The 17999-nt window shown below is 42.2% G+C and carries 20 protein-coding genes; all 20 read left to right on the forward strand.

Annotated features, from left to right (window positions below; genetic code table 11):
• Positions 1 to 12 precede the first annotated feature (12 nt).
• The 20 genes from prfA (at position 13) to atpA (ending at position 17960) form a co-directional block, all read left to right on the forward strand.
• Positions 13 to 1086 (forward strand): peptide chain release factor 1, encoded by a 1074-nt coding sequence (gene prfA / locus ACVBAX_RS08410; RefSeq protein WP_447116630.1) that lies wholly within the window; start codon positions 13 to 15, stop codon positions 1084 to 1086.
• Positions 1079 to 1939 (forward strand): peptide chain release factor N(5)-glutamine methyltransferase, encoded by an 861-nt coding sequence (gene prmC / locus ACVBAX_RS08415; protein ID WP_447116631.1) that lies wholly within the window; start codon positions 1079 to 1081, stop codon positions 1937 to 1939. The genes prfA and prmC overlap by 8 nt, the downstream gene beginning before the upstream one ends.
• A 307-nt stretch (positions 1940 to 2246) precedes the next feature.
• The gene (gene spoIIR / locus ACVBAX_RS08420; RefSeq protein ID WP_447116632.1) at positions 2247 to 2918 is read left to right on the forward strand and encodes a stage II sporulation protein R; all 672 of its coding nucleotides are present in this window, start codon (positions 2247 to 2249) and stop codon (positions 2916 to 2918) included.
• 333 nt (positions 2919 to 3251) lie between these two features.
• Positions 3252 to 3689, forward strand: coding sequence for a GNAT family N-acetyltransferase (locus tag ACVBAX_RS08425; protein WP_447116735.1), 438 nt, complete (start codon positions 3252 to 3254; stop codon positions 3687 to 3689).
• Positions 3690 to 3821: 132 nt separating this feature from the next.
• Positions 3822 to 4862, forward strand: a complete 1041-nt coding sequence (locus ACVBAX_RS08430; protein ID WP_447116736.1) for an L-threonylcarbamoyladenylate synthase — start codon at positions 3822 to 3824, stop codon at positions 4860 to 4862.
• Between the two features lie 79 nt (positions 4863 to 4941).
• The gene (locus tag ACVBAX_RS08435) at positions 4942 to 5496 is read left to right on the forward strand and encodes a manganese efflux pump MntP (protein WP_447116633.1); all 555 of its coding nucleotides are present in this window, start codon (positions 4942 to 4944) and stop codon (positions 5494 to 5496) included.
• Between the two features lie 113 nt (positions 5497 to 5609).
• A complete protein-coding gene (locus ACVBAX_RS08440; RefSeq protein ID WP_447116634.1) occupies positions 5610 to 6041 on the forward strand; it encodes a low molecular weight protein arginine phosphatase in 432 nt (143 codons plus the stop codon).
• A 21-nt stretch (positions 6042 to 6062) separates the two neighbouring features.
• On the forward strand, positions 6063 to 7358 hold the full coding sequence (locus tag ACVBAX_RS08445) for a methyl-accepting chemotaxis protein (RefSeq protein ID WP_447116635.1): 1296 nt from the start codon (positions 6063 to 6065) through the stop codon (positions 7356 to 7358).
• A gap of 115 nt (positions 7359 to 7473) precedes the next feature.
• Entirely contained in the window at positions 7474 to 7917 is a 444-nt protein-coding gene (rpiB, locus tag ACVBAX_RS08450; RefSeq protein ID WP_119710259.1) for a ribose 5-phosphate isomerase B, read from the forward strand.
• An 18-nt stretch (positions 7918 to 7935) separates the two neighbouring features.
• Positions 7936 to 8511: a TIGR01440 family protein gene (locus ACVBAX_RS08455; RefSeq protein WP_447116636.1), complete on the forward strand. Its 576-nt coding sequence runs from the start codon at positions 7936 to 7938 to the stop codon at positions 8509 to 8511.
• A 183-nt stretch (positions 8512 to 8694) separates the two neighbouring features.
• Positions 8695 to 9942: a serine hydroxymethyltransferase gene (gene glyA, locus ACVBAX_RS08460; protein ID WP_447116637.1), complete on the forward strand. Its 1248-nt coding sequence runs from the start codon at positions 8695 to 8697 to the stop codon at positions 9940 to 9942.
• A gap of 158 nt (positions 9943 to 10100) precedes the next feature.
• Complete coding sequence (upp, locus tag ACVBAX_RS08465) at positions 10101 to 10730, forward strand: uracil phosphoribosyltransferase (RefSeq protein WP_430774490.1); 630 nt, start codon at positions 10101 to 10103, stop codon at positions 10728 to 10730.
• Positions 10731 to 11112: 382 nt separating this feature from the next.
• Positions 11113 to 13347 (forward strand): S8 family serine peptidase, encoded by a 2235-nt coding sequence (locus tag ACVBAX_RS08470; protein WP_447116638.1) that lies wholly within the window; start codon positions 11113 to 11115, stop codon positions 13345 to 13347.
• 276 nt (positions 13348 to 13623) lie between these two features.
• Positions 13624 to 13851 carry an AtpZ/AtpI family protein gene (locus ACVBAX_RS08475; RefSeq protein WP_430774492.1) on the forward strand — a complete coding sequence of 76 codons (228 nt, stop codon included), beginning with the start codon at positions 13624 to 13626 and terminating at the stop codon, positions 13849 to 13851.
• On the forward strand, positions 13851 to 14225 hold the full coding sequence (locus ACVBAX_RS08480; protein ID WP_066059976.1) for an ATP synthase subunit I: 375 nt from the start codon (positions 13851 to 13853) through the stop codon (positions 14223 to 14225). Before ACVBAX_RS08475 ends, ACVBAX_RS08480 begins: the two co-directional genes overlap by 1 nt.
• 21 nt (positions 14226 to 14246) lie before the next feature.
• Entirely contained in the window at positions 14247 to 14957 is a 711-nt protein-coding gene (gene atpB / locus ACVBAX_RS08485) for a F0F1 ATP synthase subunit A (RefSeq protein WP_119710252.1), read from the forward strand.
• 71 nt (positions 14958 to 15028) lie between these two features.
• Positions 15029 to 15241, forward strand: a complete 213-nt coding sequence (atpE, locus tag ACVBAX_RS08490) for a F0F1 ATP synthase subunit C (protein WP_066059974.1) — start codon at positions 15029 to 15031, stop codon at positions 15239 to 15241.
• A 131-nt stretch (positions 15242 to 15372) separates the two neighbouring features.
• Positions 15373 to 15894, forward strand: coding sequence for a F0F1 ATP synthase subunit B (locus tag ACVBAX_RS08495; protein ID WP_447116639.1), 522 nt, complete (start codon positions 15373 to 15375; stop codon positions 15892 to 15894).
• Positions 15891 to 16427: a F0F1 ATP synthase subunit delta gene (locus ACVBAX_RS08500; RefSeq protein WP_447116640.1), complete on the forward strand. Its 537-nt coding sequence runs from the start codon at positions 15891 to 15893 to the stop codon at positions 16425 to 16427. The genes ACVBAX_RS08495 and ACVBAX_RS08500 overlap by 4 nt, the downstream gene beginning before the upstream one ends.
• Before the next feature lie 24 nt (positions 16428 to 16451).
• Positions 16452 to 17960, forward strand: a complete 1509-nt coding sequence (gene atpA / locus ACVBAX_RS08505) for a F0F1 ATP synthase subunit alpha (RefSeq protein ID WP_317458086.1) — start codon at positions 16452 to 16454, stop codon at positions 17958 to 17960.
• The last annotated feature ends 39 nt before the right edge of the window (positions 17961 to 17999 follow it).

The raw sequence follows: 17999 nt of genomic DNA on the forward strand, positions 1-17999 counted from the left end.
AGGTGAAGGACTTTGTTTGATCGTCTTCAATCAGTAGAGGATCGCTATGAAAGGCTGAACGAGCTTTTAAGTGACCCAGAGATCGTAAATGATTCGAAAAAATTACGTGAGTACTCGAAGGAGCAGTCAGATTTATCTGCAACTGTCGAAGTGTATCGTGAGTATAAAGAGGTAAAAGAGCAGCTTCAAGATGCAAAAGCGATGCTTGAAGAAAAGCTGGATGCAGATATGCGTGAAATGGTAAAGGAAGAGCTAAGTGAATTAGAAGACCGTATGGAAGAGCTTCAAGCTCGTCTACGTATCCTGTTGATTCCGAAGGACCCGAATGATGACAAGAACGTTATCATGGAAATCCGTGGAGCAGCTGGTGGAGATGAAGCAGCGTTATTCGCGGGTGATCTGTATCGCATGTACTCTAGATATGCAGAATCGCAAGGTTGGAAAACAGAAGTGATGGATGCCAACACAACGGGCGTTGGTGGCTACAAAGAAATTATTTTTATGATTAATGGTACGAGTGCATACTCGAAGCTAAAGTTCGAAAACGGAGCTCACCGCGTACAGCGTGTTCCGGAAACTGAATCAGGCGGACGTATTCATACATCAACAGCAACGGTTGCGGTTTTACCGGAAGCAGAAGAACTAGAAGTAGAAATTCATGACAAAGATATTCGTACAGATACCTTTGCATCAAGTGGAGCTGGTGGACAGTCCGTTAATACAACGATGTCAGCCGTTCGTTTAACGCATATTCCAACAGGTGTTGTCGTTTCGTGTCAGGACGAGAAGTCACAGATTAAAAACAAGGAAAAAGCGATGAAGGTACTTCGTGCCCGCGTGTACGATAAATTCCAACGTGAAGCACAAGCAGAGTACGACCAAGTTCGTAAATCGGCAGTTGGAACAGGTGATCGTTCTGAGCGTATCCGTACGTATAACTTCCCGCAAAACCGTGTGACTGACCACCGCATCGGGTTAACGATTCAAAAGCTTGACCAAATTTTACAAGGAAAGCTTGATGAAGTGCTTGAAGCGTTAATTATGGAAGAGCAATCAAGAAAGCTAGAAGAAGCATCAAATGAGTAAAAAAGTGTACGAAGCCCTCGCTTGGGCTTCTTCTTTTTTAAAGGAGCAAGGCCGCGACGAAAATGCAGGGGAATTATTGCTTCGGCATTATATGAATATGTCTCGGTCAAGCCTTTTGGCGAGTTTGCATGATGTGGTCGAAGAACAAATATGGGAGCAGTTTGTTGAATCAGTCAAAAAGCATGGCGAAGGAACTCCTGTTCAATACATGATCGGTTATGAAGAATTTTACGGTCGTCGTTTTTCTGTTAATCAAGAGGTGTTGATTCCAAGACCAGAAACCGAAGAACTGGTGTATAGCGCATTAGACCGTATAAAGAGGTTATTCGGTGAGGAGCAGGTTCAGCTGGTTGATATCGGAACCGGGAGTGGAGCGATCGCGATTACGATGAAGCTGGAGCGTCCCGCTTTACAGGTGACAGCGACCGATATTGCTGAGACTTCGTTAGTGGTTGCTCGGAAAAATGCGATGGAGCTTGGAGCCAAGGTTGATTTTTTACAAGGAGACCTGCTCTTGCCATTTATAGAGTGTGGAGCGAAATTTGACGTGGTACTCTCTAATCCCCCTTATATTCCGACCGGAGATGAGAAGGAGATGTCGGTCGTCGTGACGAAGCACGAACCACACCGAGCCTTATTTGCGGGAGAAGACGGCTTGGACTTGTATCGCCGCTTCATGAATGAACTCCCTCAAGTAGTAAAAAATAAAGCGTTAGTTGGCTTTGAAATAGGTGCCGGACAGTCAGAAGCAGTTAGCGGAATGCTCCAACAAACATTTCCAAGTGCATTGGTTGAGGTTGTATATGATATCAATGGTAAGGACCGGATGGTTTTTGCGGAAATAGGGTTTTGATTAAGATGATGACTCAACAGATGTTGGATGACTTCTGTTGAGTTTTTTTATTTGAAAAAAAGAACTCTATTAAAAACACTCTGTTGATTGGAGCGGAAGGCGCTTGACTCCTGGGGGATTAGATTGTTACAGGCGAGACCCCCGCAAGAGCAAAGCGATGAGGAGGCTCGGCGAACGCCCCCCGGAAAACAAGCGTCTGGAGCGGAAATCAACGACCCAATTGTTCTACTAATTTTTTTTCAATTTACTAGTTTAAGATGAACATCTCTTGTCCACACTGTTGATAGTGAAGGGATGGTGCTAGTAAATGAAAACAAAAACACTTGCGAAATTATATATAATCATATTATCCATAGGAACTTTATTAAGTTTATACATACCAAAAAACGAAGTCACTGCCGACGAAGCGATTGTCATCCCAAATGAGGCCATTCGCTTACGAATTCTAGCAAACAGTGATTTAGAAGTAGACCAAGAACTTAAGCGTGAAGTTCGAGATGAAGTAAACGCAGCGATCACCGAATGGGTAGCAGAATTAACCTCCGTTGAAGCAGCACGCGATTTAATTCAATCACGCTTACCGGAAATCAAGGCGATTGCAGAAGAAGTATTAGAGAAGAATGGATCGAACCAAAGTGTAAAAACAGATTTCGGAAAAGTAGAGTTTCCAACGAAGTTATATGGTGAGTTCTTGTATCCAGCAGGTGAGTACGAAGCGGTGCTGATTACGTTAGGAGCAGGAGAAGGAGCGAACTGGTGGTGTGTGTTGTTCCCGCCTTTATGCTTCCTAGACTTCTCTAATTCCGTAGCCGTAAAAGAAGGCGTGGACGAGCAAGAAGAGAAAGAAGCAAAAGTAGAAGATGAAAAAGTCGAAACTCAAGAAGCAAAAGAGCCAGTGTTCGTAGAGGAAAAGAAGGATGAGCAAGAAGTTGAAGTGAAGTTTTTCCTGGTAGAGCTTTGGGATAAGATCTTTTCATAAGAAAATGGGGCGCAACCGTTGTGGTTGTGCTTTTTTTAAATGGAAATGGCAGCGTTCTTTGAGAATTTCGGGATTTTACTTGCTATTTAGAAGATTTTATTTGCGATTTCAAAAATATATTTGCGATTCTAGGATTTTACTTGCGATTTCAAAAATATATTTGCGATTCTAAAAATTTACTTGCGATTTCAAAAATTTACTTGCCATTCCAATGATATATTTGCGTTTATTTTCCCGCCTCAAAAAATTATCCCCAAATCTAGTTCTACTTTCCCTACCTTTTCATATTCATAGAGTAACAACAAAAAAATAGAGGTGATTTGGGTGGAAACGATGGTTCGTTGTGCACAAGTAGAGGATGTAAGAAAACTAGTAAACTTTTTAGAAAAGGCAAACCTAGGAACAGATGGAGTAGAGGAAGCTGTGGATTATTTTCTTCTATTAGAAGACGAAGCTGGAAATATTCAAGCAACACTTGGAATCGAACCACATGGTCCCGTCGGATTGTTGCGATCATTAGCCATTACCTCCCGCGCGAGTGAAAAGGAATTGTTGTTAATTTTTGAACAAATGCTCTTACTAGCGAAGGAAAAGCAGATGCAATCATTATATTTAGCCACAAACAAAAAGGGATCTGTCCAATTTTTCGAGATGATGGGTTTTCAACCGGTGGAAAAGAATGCGTTACACGTAAAAATATTTGAGTCCGCTCATGTTCAACATATCCTAACTGTGGATAACTCTTTGTTCATGGAGTTGAAACTGGATTAATCCACAAAGTTACCCACAAAATAGCAAATGTTATACACAATTTGTGGATAAAACTTGAGTTATACACCATCTTCTTTTATACTTTCTTACGTATTACAAGAAAAATAGGGAGAAATACTCAAGGTGGAAAACATACAAACAAAGCTATGGTCAGTGGATAAAAATGTGGATAATCCAAAAAACTATCCACAAATTGCACAGGCTGCATCAATTTTAAGAGAAAATGAAGTGGTTGCATTTCCTACTGAGACGGTATATGGACTCGGAGGAAATGCACATTCGGATAAAGCCATTCAAAAAATATATGAAGCAAAGGGTCGCCCGAGCGATAATCCACTAATTATTCACATTGCCGACAGGGAACAACTAAATGAATTTGTTACCCACATTCCGGAAAAGGCTAACAAGCTAATGAATGAGTTTTGGCCGGGCCCGCTTACGATCATCTTTGAAAAAAAGACCTCTGAATTGTCTCAGCTAGCAACAGCGGGTTTATCCACAGTGGCAGTAAGGATGCCGGGTCATCCCGTTGCTTTAGCAGTGATAAAAGAAGCGGGAGTTCCGATTGCAGCGCCAAGCGCGAACAGTTCAGGCAAACCGAGTCCGACGAAAGCATCTCATGTGCTAGAGGATTTGAATGGAAAAATCGCTGGCATTGTGGATGGTGGAGCAACAGGAGTGGGAGTGGAATCAACCGTCATTGATTGCACAGAAGAAATTCCGATTATTTTACGGCCGGGTGGAGTGACAAGGGACGAGCTTGAGCAAGTGGTAGGTGAGGTTCTGGTGGACCCAGCTCTAAAGGATCAGAACGAAGCCCCGAAATCACCTGGCATGAAGTATCGTCATTATGCACCTAAATCACCTCTTTTTTTAGTAAAAGGAGACAGAGACAAGCTTCAGAAACTGATTGAAAAAGAAAGAAGTGAAGGTCGAAAGGTTGGCGTGTTAACGACAACAGAGAATGAAGGGTTTTACCAAGCAGATGAAGTGATTTTCTGTGGAACAAGAGAAAATTTGGCCACTGTGGCAAGCTCTTTATACGATGTGTTACGCTCGTTCGACCAAAGAGAGGTAGACATTATTTTTAGTGAAATGTTCCCTTCAACAGGAGTGGGAGAAGCGATTATGAACCGACTGATGAAGGCAGCAGGAAACCAGATTATTGAATAAGCATTTTTGAATGATTTTCTCATTCTAAACCCTTTTGGACGTGCATATGCTGAATTAGCAAGTCCAAGGGGGCGAAAGTATGTCATCAATGGTTGGAGAATTGGTCACACTAATAATAATGGCATTTGCACTAGGAATGGATGCATTTTCCGTGGGCTTGGGAATGGGAATGTTCAGGCTCGGCCTTCGGCAAATTTTAAAAATTGGAATCACCATCGGGTTATTTCATATTTGGATGCCGTTATTAGGGATGATTGCAGGAAGATTTTTGTCCGAGCAGTTTGGCGCATTTGCTGCTTATTGTGGTGGAGGCCTGTTAATTGTATTAGGATTGCAAATGCTTTGGTCGTGCTTTAGGGAAGACGACAGTTCCTTTATCACTCCGGTAGGTTTTGGGTTACTCGTATTTGCACTAAGTGTAAGTCTTGATAGCTTTTCGGTCGGGTTGACACTAGGGATATATGGTGCCAAAACATTTCTAGTTCTGACTTGCTTCGGAATTGGTGCCACTATTTTAACTTGGTTAGGTCTTCTTGTAGGGCGTAAAGTTCAAGGGTGGCTTGGAACATATAGTGAAGCATTAGGAGGCACGATTTTGCTTGCCTTTGGGATTAAATTATTGCTACCATTCTAATACAATAAACCATAGTAAAAAGGTGTTTTCTATATGAAAATGCCTTTTTGCGTTAGAAGTCGGACTTTAGTAATAAGGAAATATGTCATATAATAAAAATGGAGGAGAGAATTATGATTAATGTTCTGTTTGTATGTACCGGAAACACGTGCAGAAGTCCAATGGCGGAGGCTATTTTAAAAAGTAAAAATATACCCGGAGTAGAAGTTCGTTCTTCCGGAGTATTTGCGATGAATGGAAACGAGGCATCTTCACATGCAAAAAAAGTACTAGACACTCAACAGATTGTGCATGACCATCAATCCTCTTTATTAACGGAACAGCAGGTAGAGTGGGCCACGTATATCTTAACGATGACAGCGGGTCATAAAGCGAATATTGTTGCCACGTTCCCGTCAGCACAAGTGAAAACCTTTACATTAAAAGAGTTTGCTGGTGAATTTGGGGATGTGAGTGATCCTTACGGTGGTTCTCTGTCTGTTTATCAACAAACATTCGAAGAGCTGAAGCAATTAATTGAAAAAAGCTTACACAAATTATCGTAACACAACCAGGGGGAAGGCTTTATGGGGGAGAAAAAGGCATTCAAGTTTGGTCTTAGGAAAAAGCTAGTTTTATTTACAACTATTTTAGCAGTGATTACGTATACAACGAGTGCGTTATTTATTGATGTATTATTTCCGATCATTCAGGACGTTATTGGAATGAATAAAGCAGGCTTTTCCATCATCACTTATTTATTGGGGATCCTATGGTCCGGGATTTTAGCGTTTTTAGCGGCTGGTTTTATCATTAAGCCTCTTCAAAAGCTAGAGCGAGTCACACTAAAAGCAGCGCACGGGGACATTTGTGAGGATGTGGAGTTATCCCAATCGGATGACGAAATTCGCTCGCTAGGAGTCGCATTTAATCATATGCTGTTTAATTTACGTGATATGGTCCAAACCATTGATGAGAACTTCAAGCAAACGAATGAAAAAGTAATTGCCATTTCAAAAGAAAGTGCCTTGGCGGCAGAAAGGGCAGAAATGATCGATCGAACGGTCAATGAAATCTCACTTGGAGCGGAAAACTCAGCGGCTGCGACTCAAAACTCAGCCAGTTCGATTGATGAAGTGACTCACCTGGCGGAAGAAGTTCAATTAACGGCAAAGCAGTCGAAAGAAATTTCCGATGAAATGGTTGAGGAGCTTGACCAGTCTAAAAAGGTGATATTCTCACTAGTATCAGGTATTCAATCGCTAGCTGAAGATAATAAACAGTCACTAGTATCAGTAAAAAAACTAGAGGAGAATGCGTCGCAAGTGGAACACATTATCCAATTGGTTGGGGATATCGCAGCCCAGACTAACCTTTTAGCGCTTAACGCATCGATTGAAGCAGCTCGGGCGGGTGAGCATGGAAAAGGCTTTGCTGTTGTAGCGGATGAAGTTCGTAAGCTAGCGGATGAAAGTGCAAAAGCGGTTCAAGGAATTTCTGAGCTGATTCAAAATATACAGGGTGAAGTACGAAGTGTGGTATCTCAAATAACAAACCAAGTAGAAACAACACTTGGACAAGCTGAAAAAGGCAATGCGACTAACCAAGCAATTGGAGAAATGACAAGGACAGTCGTTCAAATGGCGTCAGCAGTAGAAAAAATTTCAACTCTTGTTGACCAGCAAATGGAAGGAATTCAGCGTACGGCCACGCAATCACAGGAAGTGGCTGCGATAGCAGAAGAAACATCAGCAGGAGCAACAGAGGTAGCCGCGGCGATCGGTCAGCAAACAGAGGTCATCGAAAACGTTGAGCGCCTTGCACACGAGTTGAACGACCAGGCGGTTAAACTTAAAGGAACGATCACTAGATTTAAGATGTAAGAGATATGGACTCTGCAAACGGATGCAGGGTCTTATTTTTTTAGAAGCACAACCTTTATCTTTATATAAGGTTATGTCAAAATAAAGGTAGTTTTTACAAATGGGAGGCGTAACGATGAAGGTAGCAATTGCATCTGATCACGGTGGCGTAAATATTCGAGAAGAAATTAAAAGTCTTATGGATGAAATTGGCATTCAGTATGATGATTTTGGCTGTGAATGTGATACATCAGTCGATTATCCTGATTTTGCTTTGCCGGTTGCGCAAAAGGTAGCAAACGGGGAATACGATCGTGGAATCTTGATTTGTGGGACAGGAATTGGTATGAGTATTGCTGCCAATAAAGTAAACGGCATTCGCTGTGCCCTTGTTCACGACGTATTTAGTGCGAAGGCAACACGTCAGCATAACGACAGCAATATGCTAGCTATGGGAGAAAGAGTTATCGGACCTGGACTGGCACGTGAGATTGCTATGGTGTGGCTTGAAACAGAATTTGAAGGCGGAAGACATGCAAATAGAATTGGGAAAATAAGCGATTACGAGAAAAGCAAGTAAGTCGATGGAGGGGTACAAATGACAAGCGATTTGTCCATTTGGAAAAACCAGCTGCAAACGATTTTAGCAGATTTTTCGGACCAAGTATTGTTAACGGATAAGCATGTACTTGTGATTGGCTGTAGTACGAGTGAGGTGATTGGGAAGAAAATTGGTACAGCGGGAACAAATGAAGTAGCTGAGCTGATTTTTTCAAATCTTCGTGACTTCAGTCAACAAACAGGAGTAGCTCTTGCTTTTCAGTGCTGCGAGCATTTAAATCGTGCCCTTGTTGTTGAACGAGCGACTGCTGATCAAAAGGGTTGGGAGGAAGTGTCCGTTGTTCCAGTCAGACAAGCTGGGGGAGCAATGGCTACTTATGCTTATAATCATTTTTCTGAACCGGTAGTCGTTGAGTTTATTCAAGCGGATGCGGGGATTGATATTGGAGATACTTTTATTGGGATGCATATAAAGCATGTAGCAGTTCCGGTTCGAGCATCGATTTCTGAGCTTGGCAGTGCACATGTGACGATGGCTCGTACACGACCAAAGTTAATTGGAGGAGCTCGAGCAATATACGAACATTCGAAGGGGAATGAGTCTTGTTCATAAAGCTTTTGCAGATTTTGCAGAAGCTTTTTTCTTTCGAATAGCGAAAAATGTTGGAAAAAGGCGAAAATAACGCTTACAAAAATATTTTTTTCGTGCCTGTCATATGGAGGTTGTGTTAAGATAAAGTAGGAATTTTCGAAACTGCTATATAAATTAGTTTTTTAACATACAAGGGGGATTACGATGAAGCATTTAGCACAGCAAGATACGCAAGTTTTACAAGCTATTCAAGACGAATTAGGGCGTCAAAGAACGAAGATTGAACTAATTGCATCAGAAAACTTTGTAAGTGAAGCGGTAATGGAAGCACAAGGATCTGTTTTAACAAACAAGTATGCAGAAGGCTATCCAGGCAAGCGTTACTACGGTGGCTGTGAGCATGTTGATGTGGTAGAAGACATCGCTCGTGACCGCGCAAAAGCAATCTTCGGTGCTGAGCATGTAAACGTACAACCTCACTCAGGTGCTCAAGCCAATATGGCAGTTTACTTTACTGCTCTTGAGCAAGGTGACACGGTACTTGGGATGAACTTATCACATGGTGGTCACTTAACACACGGAAGTCCGGTTAACTTCAGTGGTGTTCAATATAACTTCGTAGAATACGGAGTGGACGAGCAAACACAAACGATTAACTATGACGTCGTTCGCGAAAAAGCATTAGAGCATAAGCCGAAAATGATCGTTGCTGGTGCTAGTGCATACCCTCGTGCCATCGATTTTAAAAAGTTTAGAGAAATCGCTGATGAAGTGGGCGCTTACTTAATGGTCGATATGGCTCATATCGCTGGTTTAGTAGCAGCTGGTTTACACCAAAATCCAGTACCATACGCTGATTTCGTAACTACAACTACACATAAAACATTACGTGGCCCTCGTGGTGGTATGATCCTTACTAGCGAAGAATGGGGTAAGAAAATCGACAAGTCGATCTTCCCTGGAATTCAAGGTGGTCCATTAATGCACGTAATCGCTGCAAAAGCAGTTGCTTTCGGAGAAGTGTTACAAGATAGCTTTAAAGAGTATGCTGGAAACATCATTTCTAACGCAAAGACATTAGCAGAAAGTCTTCAAAAAGAAGGGATCAACCTAGTATCTGGTGGAACAGACAACCACCTTCTATTAATTGATGTACGTTCTTTAGGCTTAACTGGTAAAGTAGCTGAGCATGTACTTGATGAAGTAGGAATCACGGTTAACAAAAACACGATTCCATTTGACACAGCAAGCCCATTCGTAACAAGCGGAATCCGTATCGGAACAGCAGCTGTTACTTCTCGTGGATTTGGTGCGGCTGAAATGGAAGAAATCGCAGGCATTATTAGCTTCACGTTGAAAAACCATGAAGATGAAGCGAAGCTAGCAGAAGCAAGAGACCGCGTATCTGCATTAACGAGCCGTTTCACTTTATACCCAGAAAGACAAATATAATTTTTTGCTAGCCAGCCTCTTGTTTTTTAAAGGGCTGGCTTTTTACTTTGTCTCAGAATTGTTATATCCAATTTCTGTTCGAGGTTGCCCGCGGGAAGTTTTTTCTGTAAAATTAGACGAAGTGTTTATGAATCGAGTTAGAAAAGGAGAGATGCTAGATGGCAAAGGTATATGTGTTTGATCATCCCCTCATTCAGCATAAGCTTACATACATCCGCGAAAAAAATACAGGAACAAAGGACTTCCGTGAGCTAGTAGACGAAGTAGCAACATTAATGGCGTTCGAAATTACTCGTGACATGCCGTTAGAAGAAATCGAAATCCAAACACCAGTAAGCACAATGAAATCAAATGTGTTATCAGGGAAAAAAATAGGGATTGTTCCTATTTTACGTGCGGGAATCGGAATGGTAGATGGTATCTTAAAACTTATCCCAGCAGCAAAGGTTGGTCATATCGGTCTTTATCGTGACCCAGAAACATTGATGCCAGTTGAGTACTACGTTAAGTTACCGAGCGACGTAGAAGAGCGTGACTTCATCGTAGTGGATCCAATGCTAGCAACAGGTGGTTCAGCGATCGAAGCGCTCCACTCATTGAAAAAGCGCGGCGCGAAGCATATTAAATTCATGTGCCTAATCGCAGCACCAGAAGGTGTGGACGCTCTTAAAGAAGCACACCCGGATGTAGACATCTACATCGCAGCACTAGACGAAAAATTAAACGACCACGGCTACATCGTCCCTGGATTAGGTGACGCTGGTGACCGTTTGTTTGGAACGAAGTAAGAATGGGCTAACCGCTGGAGCGGTTAGCTTTTTTACATAGAGAAGTTGAAGTGTGCTGAAGGGTACTTGGACAACTAATCCCGCTAGCACAAGGTTTGAGTCTGAATAGGGGTGTGATTCGGACAAAAAGAGTACGGGGTCCAGGCGATGAGTCTGAATAGAGGTATCATTCGGACAGGAAAGAGCGCTGGGACCAGGGGTGCAGTCTGAATAAAGGTGTGATTCGGACGAAAAAAGGACTGGAACTATGTTGAAGTCCGAATATAACTCAACCTTCAATTCTCTGGCAATAAAAAAAGGCACTATCGATCACTCCCACATACGCATAACTCACCACCCTATGGCAAAACATAGTAAAAAACTTCGGAGGTGCTAACACAAAGTGAAACTGAAAATCTTCACTCTTTTAACAGCCGTAGTATTCTCATTTGTTTGCACTCCACCAACATCAGCAAAAACACTCATTCATCCTCCTATTCCTGAGGAAGACCCAACAACTGAAAAAGTGGCAATCGTGACATTGCCGGAAAAAACTAATGTACACCAAATTAAAGAGCTCATCACACCATACCCTGACCTTGAGCTCCGCCATATTTTCACTGAAGCTCTGAATGGTTTTTCGGTTAAAGGGACGAAGGGATCTCTTGATAAGCTCGCACAAACGTCCAAAGTCGAGTCAGTTTCCCCGGTGACAACCTACAGCGTACAATCGGAAACGAATACGGAGATCATCGGTGCAGAATCGATCAGGGGCTATTTTGATCCGAAAAATCAAAGACTTACCGGAAAAGGAATCACCGTTGGGGTCATTGATACAGGCATTGATTACAATCATCCTGACTTAAGACGAAGCTATAAAAGAGGCTATGATCTGGTTGATATAGATGATGATCCGATGGAAACGAAGGGAATGTATGGCCAAAGCACCTTACATGGGACACATGTGGCCGGCATTATTGCAGCAAACGGAAAGATCCAAGGAGTGGCTCCGGATGCGAAGATTATTGCCTATCGTGCACTGGGTCCAGGTGGCTCGGGAACAACAGAGCAAGTGCTTGCTGCAATTGAAAAAGCCATCAAGGATAAGGTCGATGTATTGAATTTATCACTAGGAAACAATGTGAATGGACCTGATTTACCAATATCACTTGCTCTAAATAAAGCGGTAGAGAACGGTATTGTCGCTGTGACCTCGTCTGGAAACTCGGGCCCGAATATGTGGACGGTTGGTTCCCCTGGTACGGCTGCAAAGGCCATTTCGGTTGGTGCCTCCACACCCCTTTTAAAAGTTCCATATCTCACGATCGATGGAACAAAAGAAACGTTAAGGCTTGAACCGATGCAGGGCTCTATGGATTGGAAGCTTGATCGGTCGTATGAAGTGGTATATGGGAAGCTTGGGAAGAAAGAAGATCTTGCAGATGTGTCTGGAAAAATTGCTCTTATTCAAAGAGGCGAACTAACCTTTTCGGAAAAAGCATGGTATGCACAGGAGGCTGGTGCCGTCGCTGTGATTATTTTTAATAATATGAATGGTGAGTTTGCTGGAAATCTCGATCGTCCGATTGATATTCCGGTTGCTACCATGTCTAGAGAGCTCGGGTTAAACATCGTAAAATCAATGGCTAGCCAAAAAGTGCTTGCAAAAACAAATATAATAGAAGAAAAGGATTTGCTTGCTAGTTTTAGTTCGAGAGGACCTGTTACTTCCACTTGGGAGATTAAGCCGGATGTGGTAGCACCAGGAGTAGCCATAACAAGCACGATACCTGGGGGCTACCTAGCCCTTCAAGGAACTAGTATGGCGGCTCCACATGTGGCTGGAGCAGCAGCGCTTATCAAACAAGCACATCCAGATTGGGGACCGGAAGATATCAAGGCTGCTCTCATGAATACGGCCATTCCTATTGTGGATGGAAAAGATGTTCCTTATAAAACGTACGAGCAAGGTGCTGGAAGAATAAGAATTCCTGAAGCGATCCAAACCGGTACGCTTGTCAAACCAGCTTCCTTGCAATTTGGGAAATTTAAGTTAGTAGAAAGGCAGCATGAACATACACAGCAGCTTACTTTTAAAAATGTAAGTAATCACCGGATGTCCTATCGATTTGAGGTTCCTCATCAAAGGGATGGCATACAGTTTGAACTGCCGCAATCTTTTTCGGTAGATGCGGGAAAAGAAAAGACGGTGAACGTTACGATGAGTGTGGATCCCAAAGAACTTACGAAGAAGATACATGAAGGTCATTTAACCATTATGGCTGGCTCTCAAAAGGTGAGTGTTCCATACCTTTATGTTTTGGAAGAACCAAACTACCCACGTATTATGGGGTTTGAATTTGGTCCGGGAGATAAACAGGGTGTGTATCATTACGAGGTGTATTTGCCGGGTGGAGCAGATGAATTTGGTATTGCTCTCTTCGATCCAGACACGTATCGGTTCGTTAAATTCTTAGATTGGAAACGGAATGTAGGGAGAGGAATGCTGAAGATGGACATCCTGCCTGATCAACTACCAGAAAATGGATTATACTTAGCAAAGGTTTTTGCGAAAAAAGCTGGGAAAGAAGATATGGTCGAAACAGGGATTGCTGTCTCGAAAGTGAAAGAGCGGTAAGGAAAACAGAAGCGAGAACAACGCTTGCTCCATTTGCAATAGGAAAATAAAAAACTTTTTGAACATAATGTGAACAAGAATTTCTATTGTTTGAATTGTGAACTTTTTCACTCCAAACTAATTGACATTGACAAGTGCCTATTGTATGCTTACAAAGGGTATTAATGATAGGGTTTTCAACATGGGTACTGTATAAATGATGCTTTCCTAAGCAAGCAAGTCCATTGTAAAAAACAAACTTCTATCTACCAGTCTCTTTAAAAGGACGTGCCTGAAATGAATCAAAAAAACCGTCGTCCATATCAAGCAATGGCATTAATGTCGGGGATTCTTTCGCAGTTGGTAGGCTCCGTATTAATCGGCATTTTTGCTGGAAGATGGCTTGACCGTTCACTGGACACCGAGCCGCTCTTTTTAATCATCGGACTACTCCTCGGATTAGCCGCTGGCGTATATGCCATGATCAGACTAATTCAACATTTCTTTTCAGGAGATAATAAGTGATGCCCGAAATACAATCGATCTACATCCGGCAACGAAAGTACATATTCTTCTTACTAGCTTTATACGTGCTAGGGTGGGGATTTACCTCATATCAAACTATTTTTTTAGGGCTTATTTTAGGTACGAGCTTAAGCCTTTTTAATTTGTGGTTATTGGCCAGAAGGACTATTAAATTCGGCGATGCGATAGCAAAAGGTGAAAAGGTCCGTTCCCTCGGCATGTTTTCAAGAATGGCGACGGCTGTTTTAGCCGTGATGATTGCTCTTGAATATCCTGACAAGCTCCATCTTTATAGCGTAATTATTGGATTAATGACCTCATACGTGGTTATTATGATAGATTTTTTTCTTCAAGCATTTCATTCACATAAATAGCGGGGAAGAGAGGTGAATACTGTGCATCATGAAGCTCCTTTAAGAGAATTTATGGGCCTAACCTTTAACTTATCAAATGTCTTGATGATAACAATTGCTAGTGTGATTGTCTTTATCATCGCAGTGCTTTCCACTCGCTCATTGGCTATGAAACCAACGGGGATACAAAACTTCTTCGAATGGGTAATGGATTTCGTCAAAGGAATCATTAATAGTACAATGGATTGGAAAGATGGTGGGAGATTCCACATTCTGGGTATTACATTGATTATGTATATATTCGTATGTAATATGCTTGGACTTCCATTCGGAATTACTTATGACGGGACATTGTGGTGGAAATCACCAACAGCTGATCCAGTGATCACGCTGACATTAGCAACGATGGTCGTCGGGCTTTCTCACTATTATGGTGTAAAGCTGAAGGGAGTAAAAGAATACGGTCGCGATTTCGTTCGACCAATGTGGTTCTTGTTCCCGCTGAAACTTATTGAAGAGTTTGCAAACACCTTAACACTCGGGCTTCGTCTCTACGGTAACATATATGCAGGAGAAATCCTTCTAACGTTACTAGCAGGAAGTCTAGCAACTGGAGTCGGCGGCCATCTCGCTGCGGTTATTCCAATGCTTGCTTGGCAAGGGTTCTCAATCTTTGTCGGCGCGATACAGGCGTTTATCTTCACCATGTTAACAATGGTTTACTTGGCACACAAAGTGAGTCATGACCATTAATATATACCTGTTCATTTAATGAACAAAAAACAACAAAATCATGTTTATACAATTTAAGGAGGAACTTTATAATGGGTCTTTTAGCAGCAGCAATTGCAATTGGTTTAGCGGCACTAGGTGCAGGTATTGGTAACGGTCTTATCGTATCTAAAACAGTTGAGGGTATCGCTCGTCAACCAGAAGCTCGTGGTATGCTTCAAACAACTATGTTCATCGGGGTAGCGTTAGTAGAAGCGGTTCCGATCATCGGCGTAGTTATCGCGTTCATGGTTATCGGCGGCTAATATACGGTTTTTTAACAAAACAATGGCGAAGAACATTTTACGTGCAGCTTCGCCATTCCTTTATGTTCATCTATTAACATGTGTAACGTTATAAATTGTAAGTGTACGACTCTTGAAGGGAGTGAGCAAGGGTGTTAACAAGCAGTCTAGTATTAGGTGCAGCTGGTGGTGGGTTTAATAGTGGAGATATCCTTTTCCAATTAGTAACTTTCATCATCTTGTTAGCATTACTTAAGAAGTTTGCATGGGGTCCATTAATGGGCATCATGAAACAACGTGAAGAGCATATTGCTGGAGAAATTAATGCTGCTGAACAAAGCCGCAGTGAAGCAAAGCAATTACTAGAAGAGCAACGTACGCTTTTAAAAGAAGCTCGTACAGAAGCTCAAGGATTAATTGAAAATGCGAAAAAGCAAGGCGATGTACAGCGTGAAGAAATTATTGCGTTAGCGCGTGCGGAAGCAGACCGTCTGAAGGAATCTGCTAAGCTTGAAATCGAACAGCAAAAAGACCAAGCGGTTGCTGCTATTCGTGAACAAGTCGCTTCATTATCTGTACTTATTGCTTCTAAAGTAATTGAAAAAGAACTTTCAGCTGCAGATCAAGAGAAGCTAATCAATGAATATATCCAAGAGGCAGGAGAAGGGCGATGAGCAACTCGACTGTAGCGAAGCGCTATGCGTTAGCTCTTTTTCGACTAGCAAAAGAGCATCAACTTCTTGACCAAATGGAAAATGAAATGCGTGTAGTTAAAAATGTAGTAAAAAATAACGGCGACCTAGGTGTTGTCTTAAAGTCTCCTAAGCTTACGAATGAGAAGAAAAAGGAGATTATTAAACAGGCATTCTCTGGTGCTAGCGTGTACGTTCTAAATACGTTAATGATCTTAATTGATCGTCATCGTGAAGACTACATGGAAGCAGTAGCTGATTATTTTATTGAATTCGCAAATGATGAAAGAGGAATTGCTGAGGCGAAAGTGTACTCCACTCGTCCGCTAACAGAAGCTGAGCAACAAGCATTATCTGCTTCGTTTGCAGCTAAAGTTGGGAAGCAATCTCTCCGTATTGAAAATATTGTTGATACCAATCTGCTCGGCGGCATCAAGCTTCGAATCGGAAACCGAATTTTCGACGGTAGCTTGCGCGGAAAGCTGGAGCGCTTGGAACGTCAATTGTTAGGCTAAGATTCGTAGATAGGGGTGAAACTCATGAGCATCAATGCTGAAGAAATTAGTGCGCTGATAAAACAGCAAATCGAAAACTATCAGTCGGAAATTCAAGTGAGTGATGTAGGTACTGTTATCCAAATTGGTGACGGAATTGCTCGTGCTCATGGTCTTGACAATGTAATGTCAGGTGAGCTAGTTGAATTTTCGAACGGCGTTATGGGTATGGCGCAAAACCTAGAAGAAAATAACGTTGGTATTATCATCCTTGGACCTTTCACTGATATTCGTGAAGGTGACGAGGTTCGTCGTACAGGACGTATCATGGAGGTTCCAGTTGGTGAAGAGCTAATTGGCCGCGTGGTAAACCCTCTTGGACAACCGGTTGACGGTATGGGTCCAATTCAAACAACAAAATCTCGTCCAATTGAAGCTGGAGCACCTGGTGTTATGGATCGTAAATCTGTACACGAGCCACTTCAAACGGGTATTAAAGCGATTGACGCACTTGTGCCAATCGGTCGTGGTCAACGTGAGTTAATCATCGGAGACCGTCAAACAGGTAAAACATCTGTTGCTATCGATACCATCCTTAACCAAAAGGATCAGAACATGGTATGTATCTATGTAGCCATCGGACAAAAGGAATCAACGGTTCGTAACGCAGTTGAAACCCTTCGTAAAATGGGTGCATTAGAGTACACAATCGTTGTAACAGCTTCTGCATCTCAACCAGCTCCATTATTATACTTAGCTCCTTATGCTGGTGTAACAATGGGTGAAGAATTCATGTACAATGGCAAGCACGTACTAGTAGTATATGATGATCTTTCTAAGCAAGCTGCGGCTTACCGTGAATTATCACTATTACTACGTCGTCCTCCAGGTCGTGAAGCATATCCAGGGGATGTATTCTACTTACACAGCCGTCTATTAGAGCGTGCTGCAAAGCTTAGCGATGCAAAGGGTGCTGGTTCAATCACAGCTCTTCCATTCATCGAAACTCAAGCAGGTGACGTATCTGCTTATATTCCAACAAACGTAATTTCGATTACGGACGGACAAATCTTCTTACAATCTGACCTATTCTTCTCTGGTGTACGTCCAGCGATCAACGCAGGTCTTTCTGTATCACGTGTAGGGGGCTCTGCCCAAATCAAAGCGATGAAAAAGGTTGCAGGTACACTGCGTCTTGACCTTGCTTCATACCGTGAGCTAGAAGCATTTGCTCAGTTCGGATCTGACTTAGATAAAGCAACGCAAGCAAAACTTAACCGTGGAGCTCGTACTGTTGAAGTTCTTAAGCAAGATCTTAACAAGCCGTTAAAAGTAGAGAAGCAAGTAATGATTCTTTACGCATTAACTAGAGGTCACTTAGATGATATTCCGGTAACGGATATCCAGCGTTTCGAAGGTGAGTTCTTATCTTGGTTAGACCACAACCGTAAGGACGTGCTTGACCAAATCGTAACTACAAAAGACCTTCCAGCTGACGATGTATTAGTTTCTGCAATTAACGACTTCAAAAAGACGTTTGCTATTAGCGAGTAATTAATGAATGGGAAGAGGAAGACCGGTTCTTCCTCTTTC

It is taken from the genome of Robertmurraya sp. GLU-23, assembly GCF_052983275.1.

What these genes read in the sequence shown, in the direction of transcription:
- ACVBAX_RS08425 (WP_447116735.1), top strand. Translation starts at nt 3,252, where the DNA reads ATGGTTCGTTGTGCACAAGTAGAGGATGTAAGAAAACTAGTAAACTTT.
- prmC (WP_447116631.1), top strand. Translation starts at nt 1,079, where the DNA reads ATGAGTAAAAAAGTGTACGAAGCCCTCGCTTGGGCTTCTTCTTTTTTA.
- upp (WP_430774490.1), top strand. Translation starts at nt 10,101, where the DNA reads ATGGCAAAGGTATATGTGTTTGATCATCCCCTCATTCAGCATAAGCTT.
- ACVBAX_RS08475 (WP_430774492.1), top strand. Translation starts at nt 13,624, where the DNA reads ATGAATCAAAAAAACCGTCGTCCATATCAAGCAATGGCATTAATGTCG.
- atpE (WP_066059974.1), top strand. Translation starts at nt 15,029, where the DNA reads ATGGGTCTTTTAGCAGCAGCAATTGCAATTGGTTTAGCGGCACTAGGT.
- atpA (WP_317458086.1), top strand. Translation starts at nt 16,452, where the DNA reads ATGAGCATCAATGCTGAAGAAATTAGTGCGCTGATAAAACAGCAAATC.
- ACVBAX_RS08445 (WP_447116635.1), top strand. Translation starts at nt 6,063, where the DNA reads ATGGGGGAGAAAAAGGCATTCAAGTTTGGTCTTAGGAAAAAGCTAGTT.
- spoIIR (WP_447116632.1), top strand. Translation starts at nt 2,247, where the DNA reads ATGAAAACAAAAACACTTGCGAAATTATATATAATCATATTATCCATA.
- glyA (WP_447116637.1), top strand. Translation starts at nt 8,695, where the DNA reads ATGAAGCATTTAGCACAGCAAGATACGCAAGTTTTACAAGCTATTCAA.
- ACVBAX_RS08480 (WP_066059976.1), top strand. Translation starts at nt 13,851, where the DNA reads ATGCCCGAAATACAATCGATCTACATCCGGCAACGAAAGTACATATTC.
- rpiB (WP_119710259.1), top strand. Translation starts at nt 7,474, where the DNA reads ATGAAGGTAGCAATTGCATCTGATCACGGTGGCGTAAATATTCGAGAA.
- ACVBAX_RS08440 (WP_447116634.1), top strand. Translation starts at nt 5,610, where the DNA reads ATGATTAATGTTCTGTTTGTATGTACCGGAAACACGTGCAGAAGTCCA.
- ACVBAX_RS08455 (WP_447116636.1), top strand. Translation starts at nt 7,936, where the DNA reads ATGACAAGCGATTTGTCCATTTGGAAAAACCAGCTGCAAACGATTTTA.
- ACVBAX_RS08500 (WP_447116640.1), top strand. Translation starts at nt 15,891, where the DNA reads ATGAGCAACTCGACTGTAGCGAAGCGCTATGCGTTAGCTCTTTTTCGA.
- ACVBAX_RS08435 (WP_447116633.1), top strand. Translation starts at nt 4,942, where the DNA reads ATGTCATCAATGGTTGGAGAATTGGTCACACTAATAATAATGGCATTT.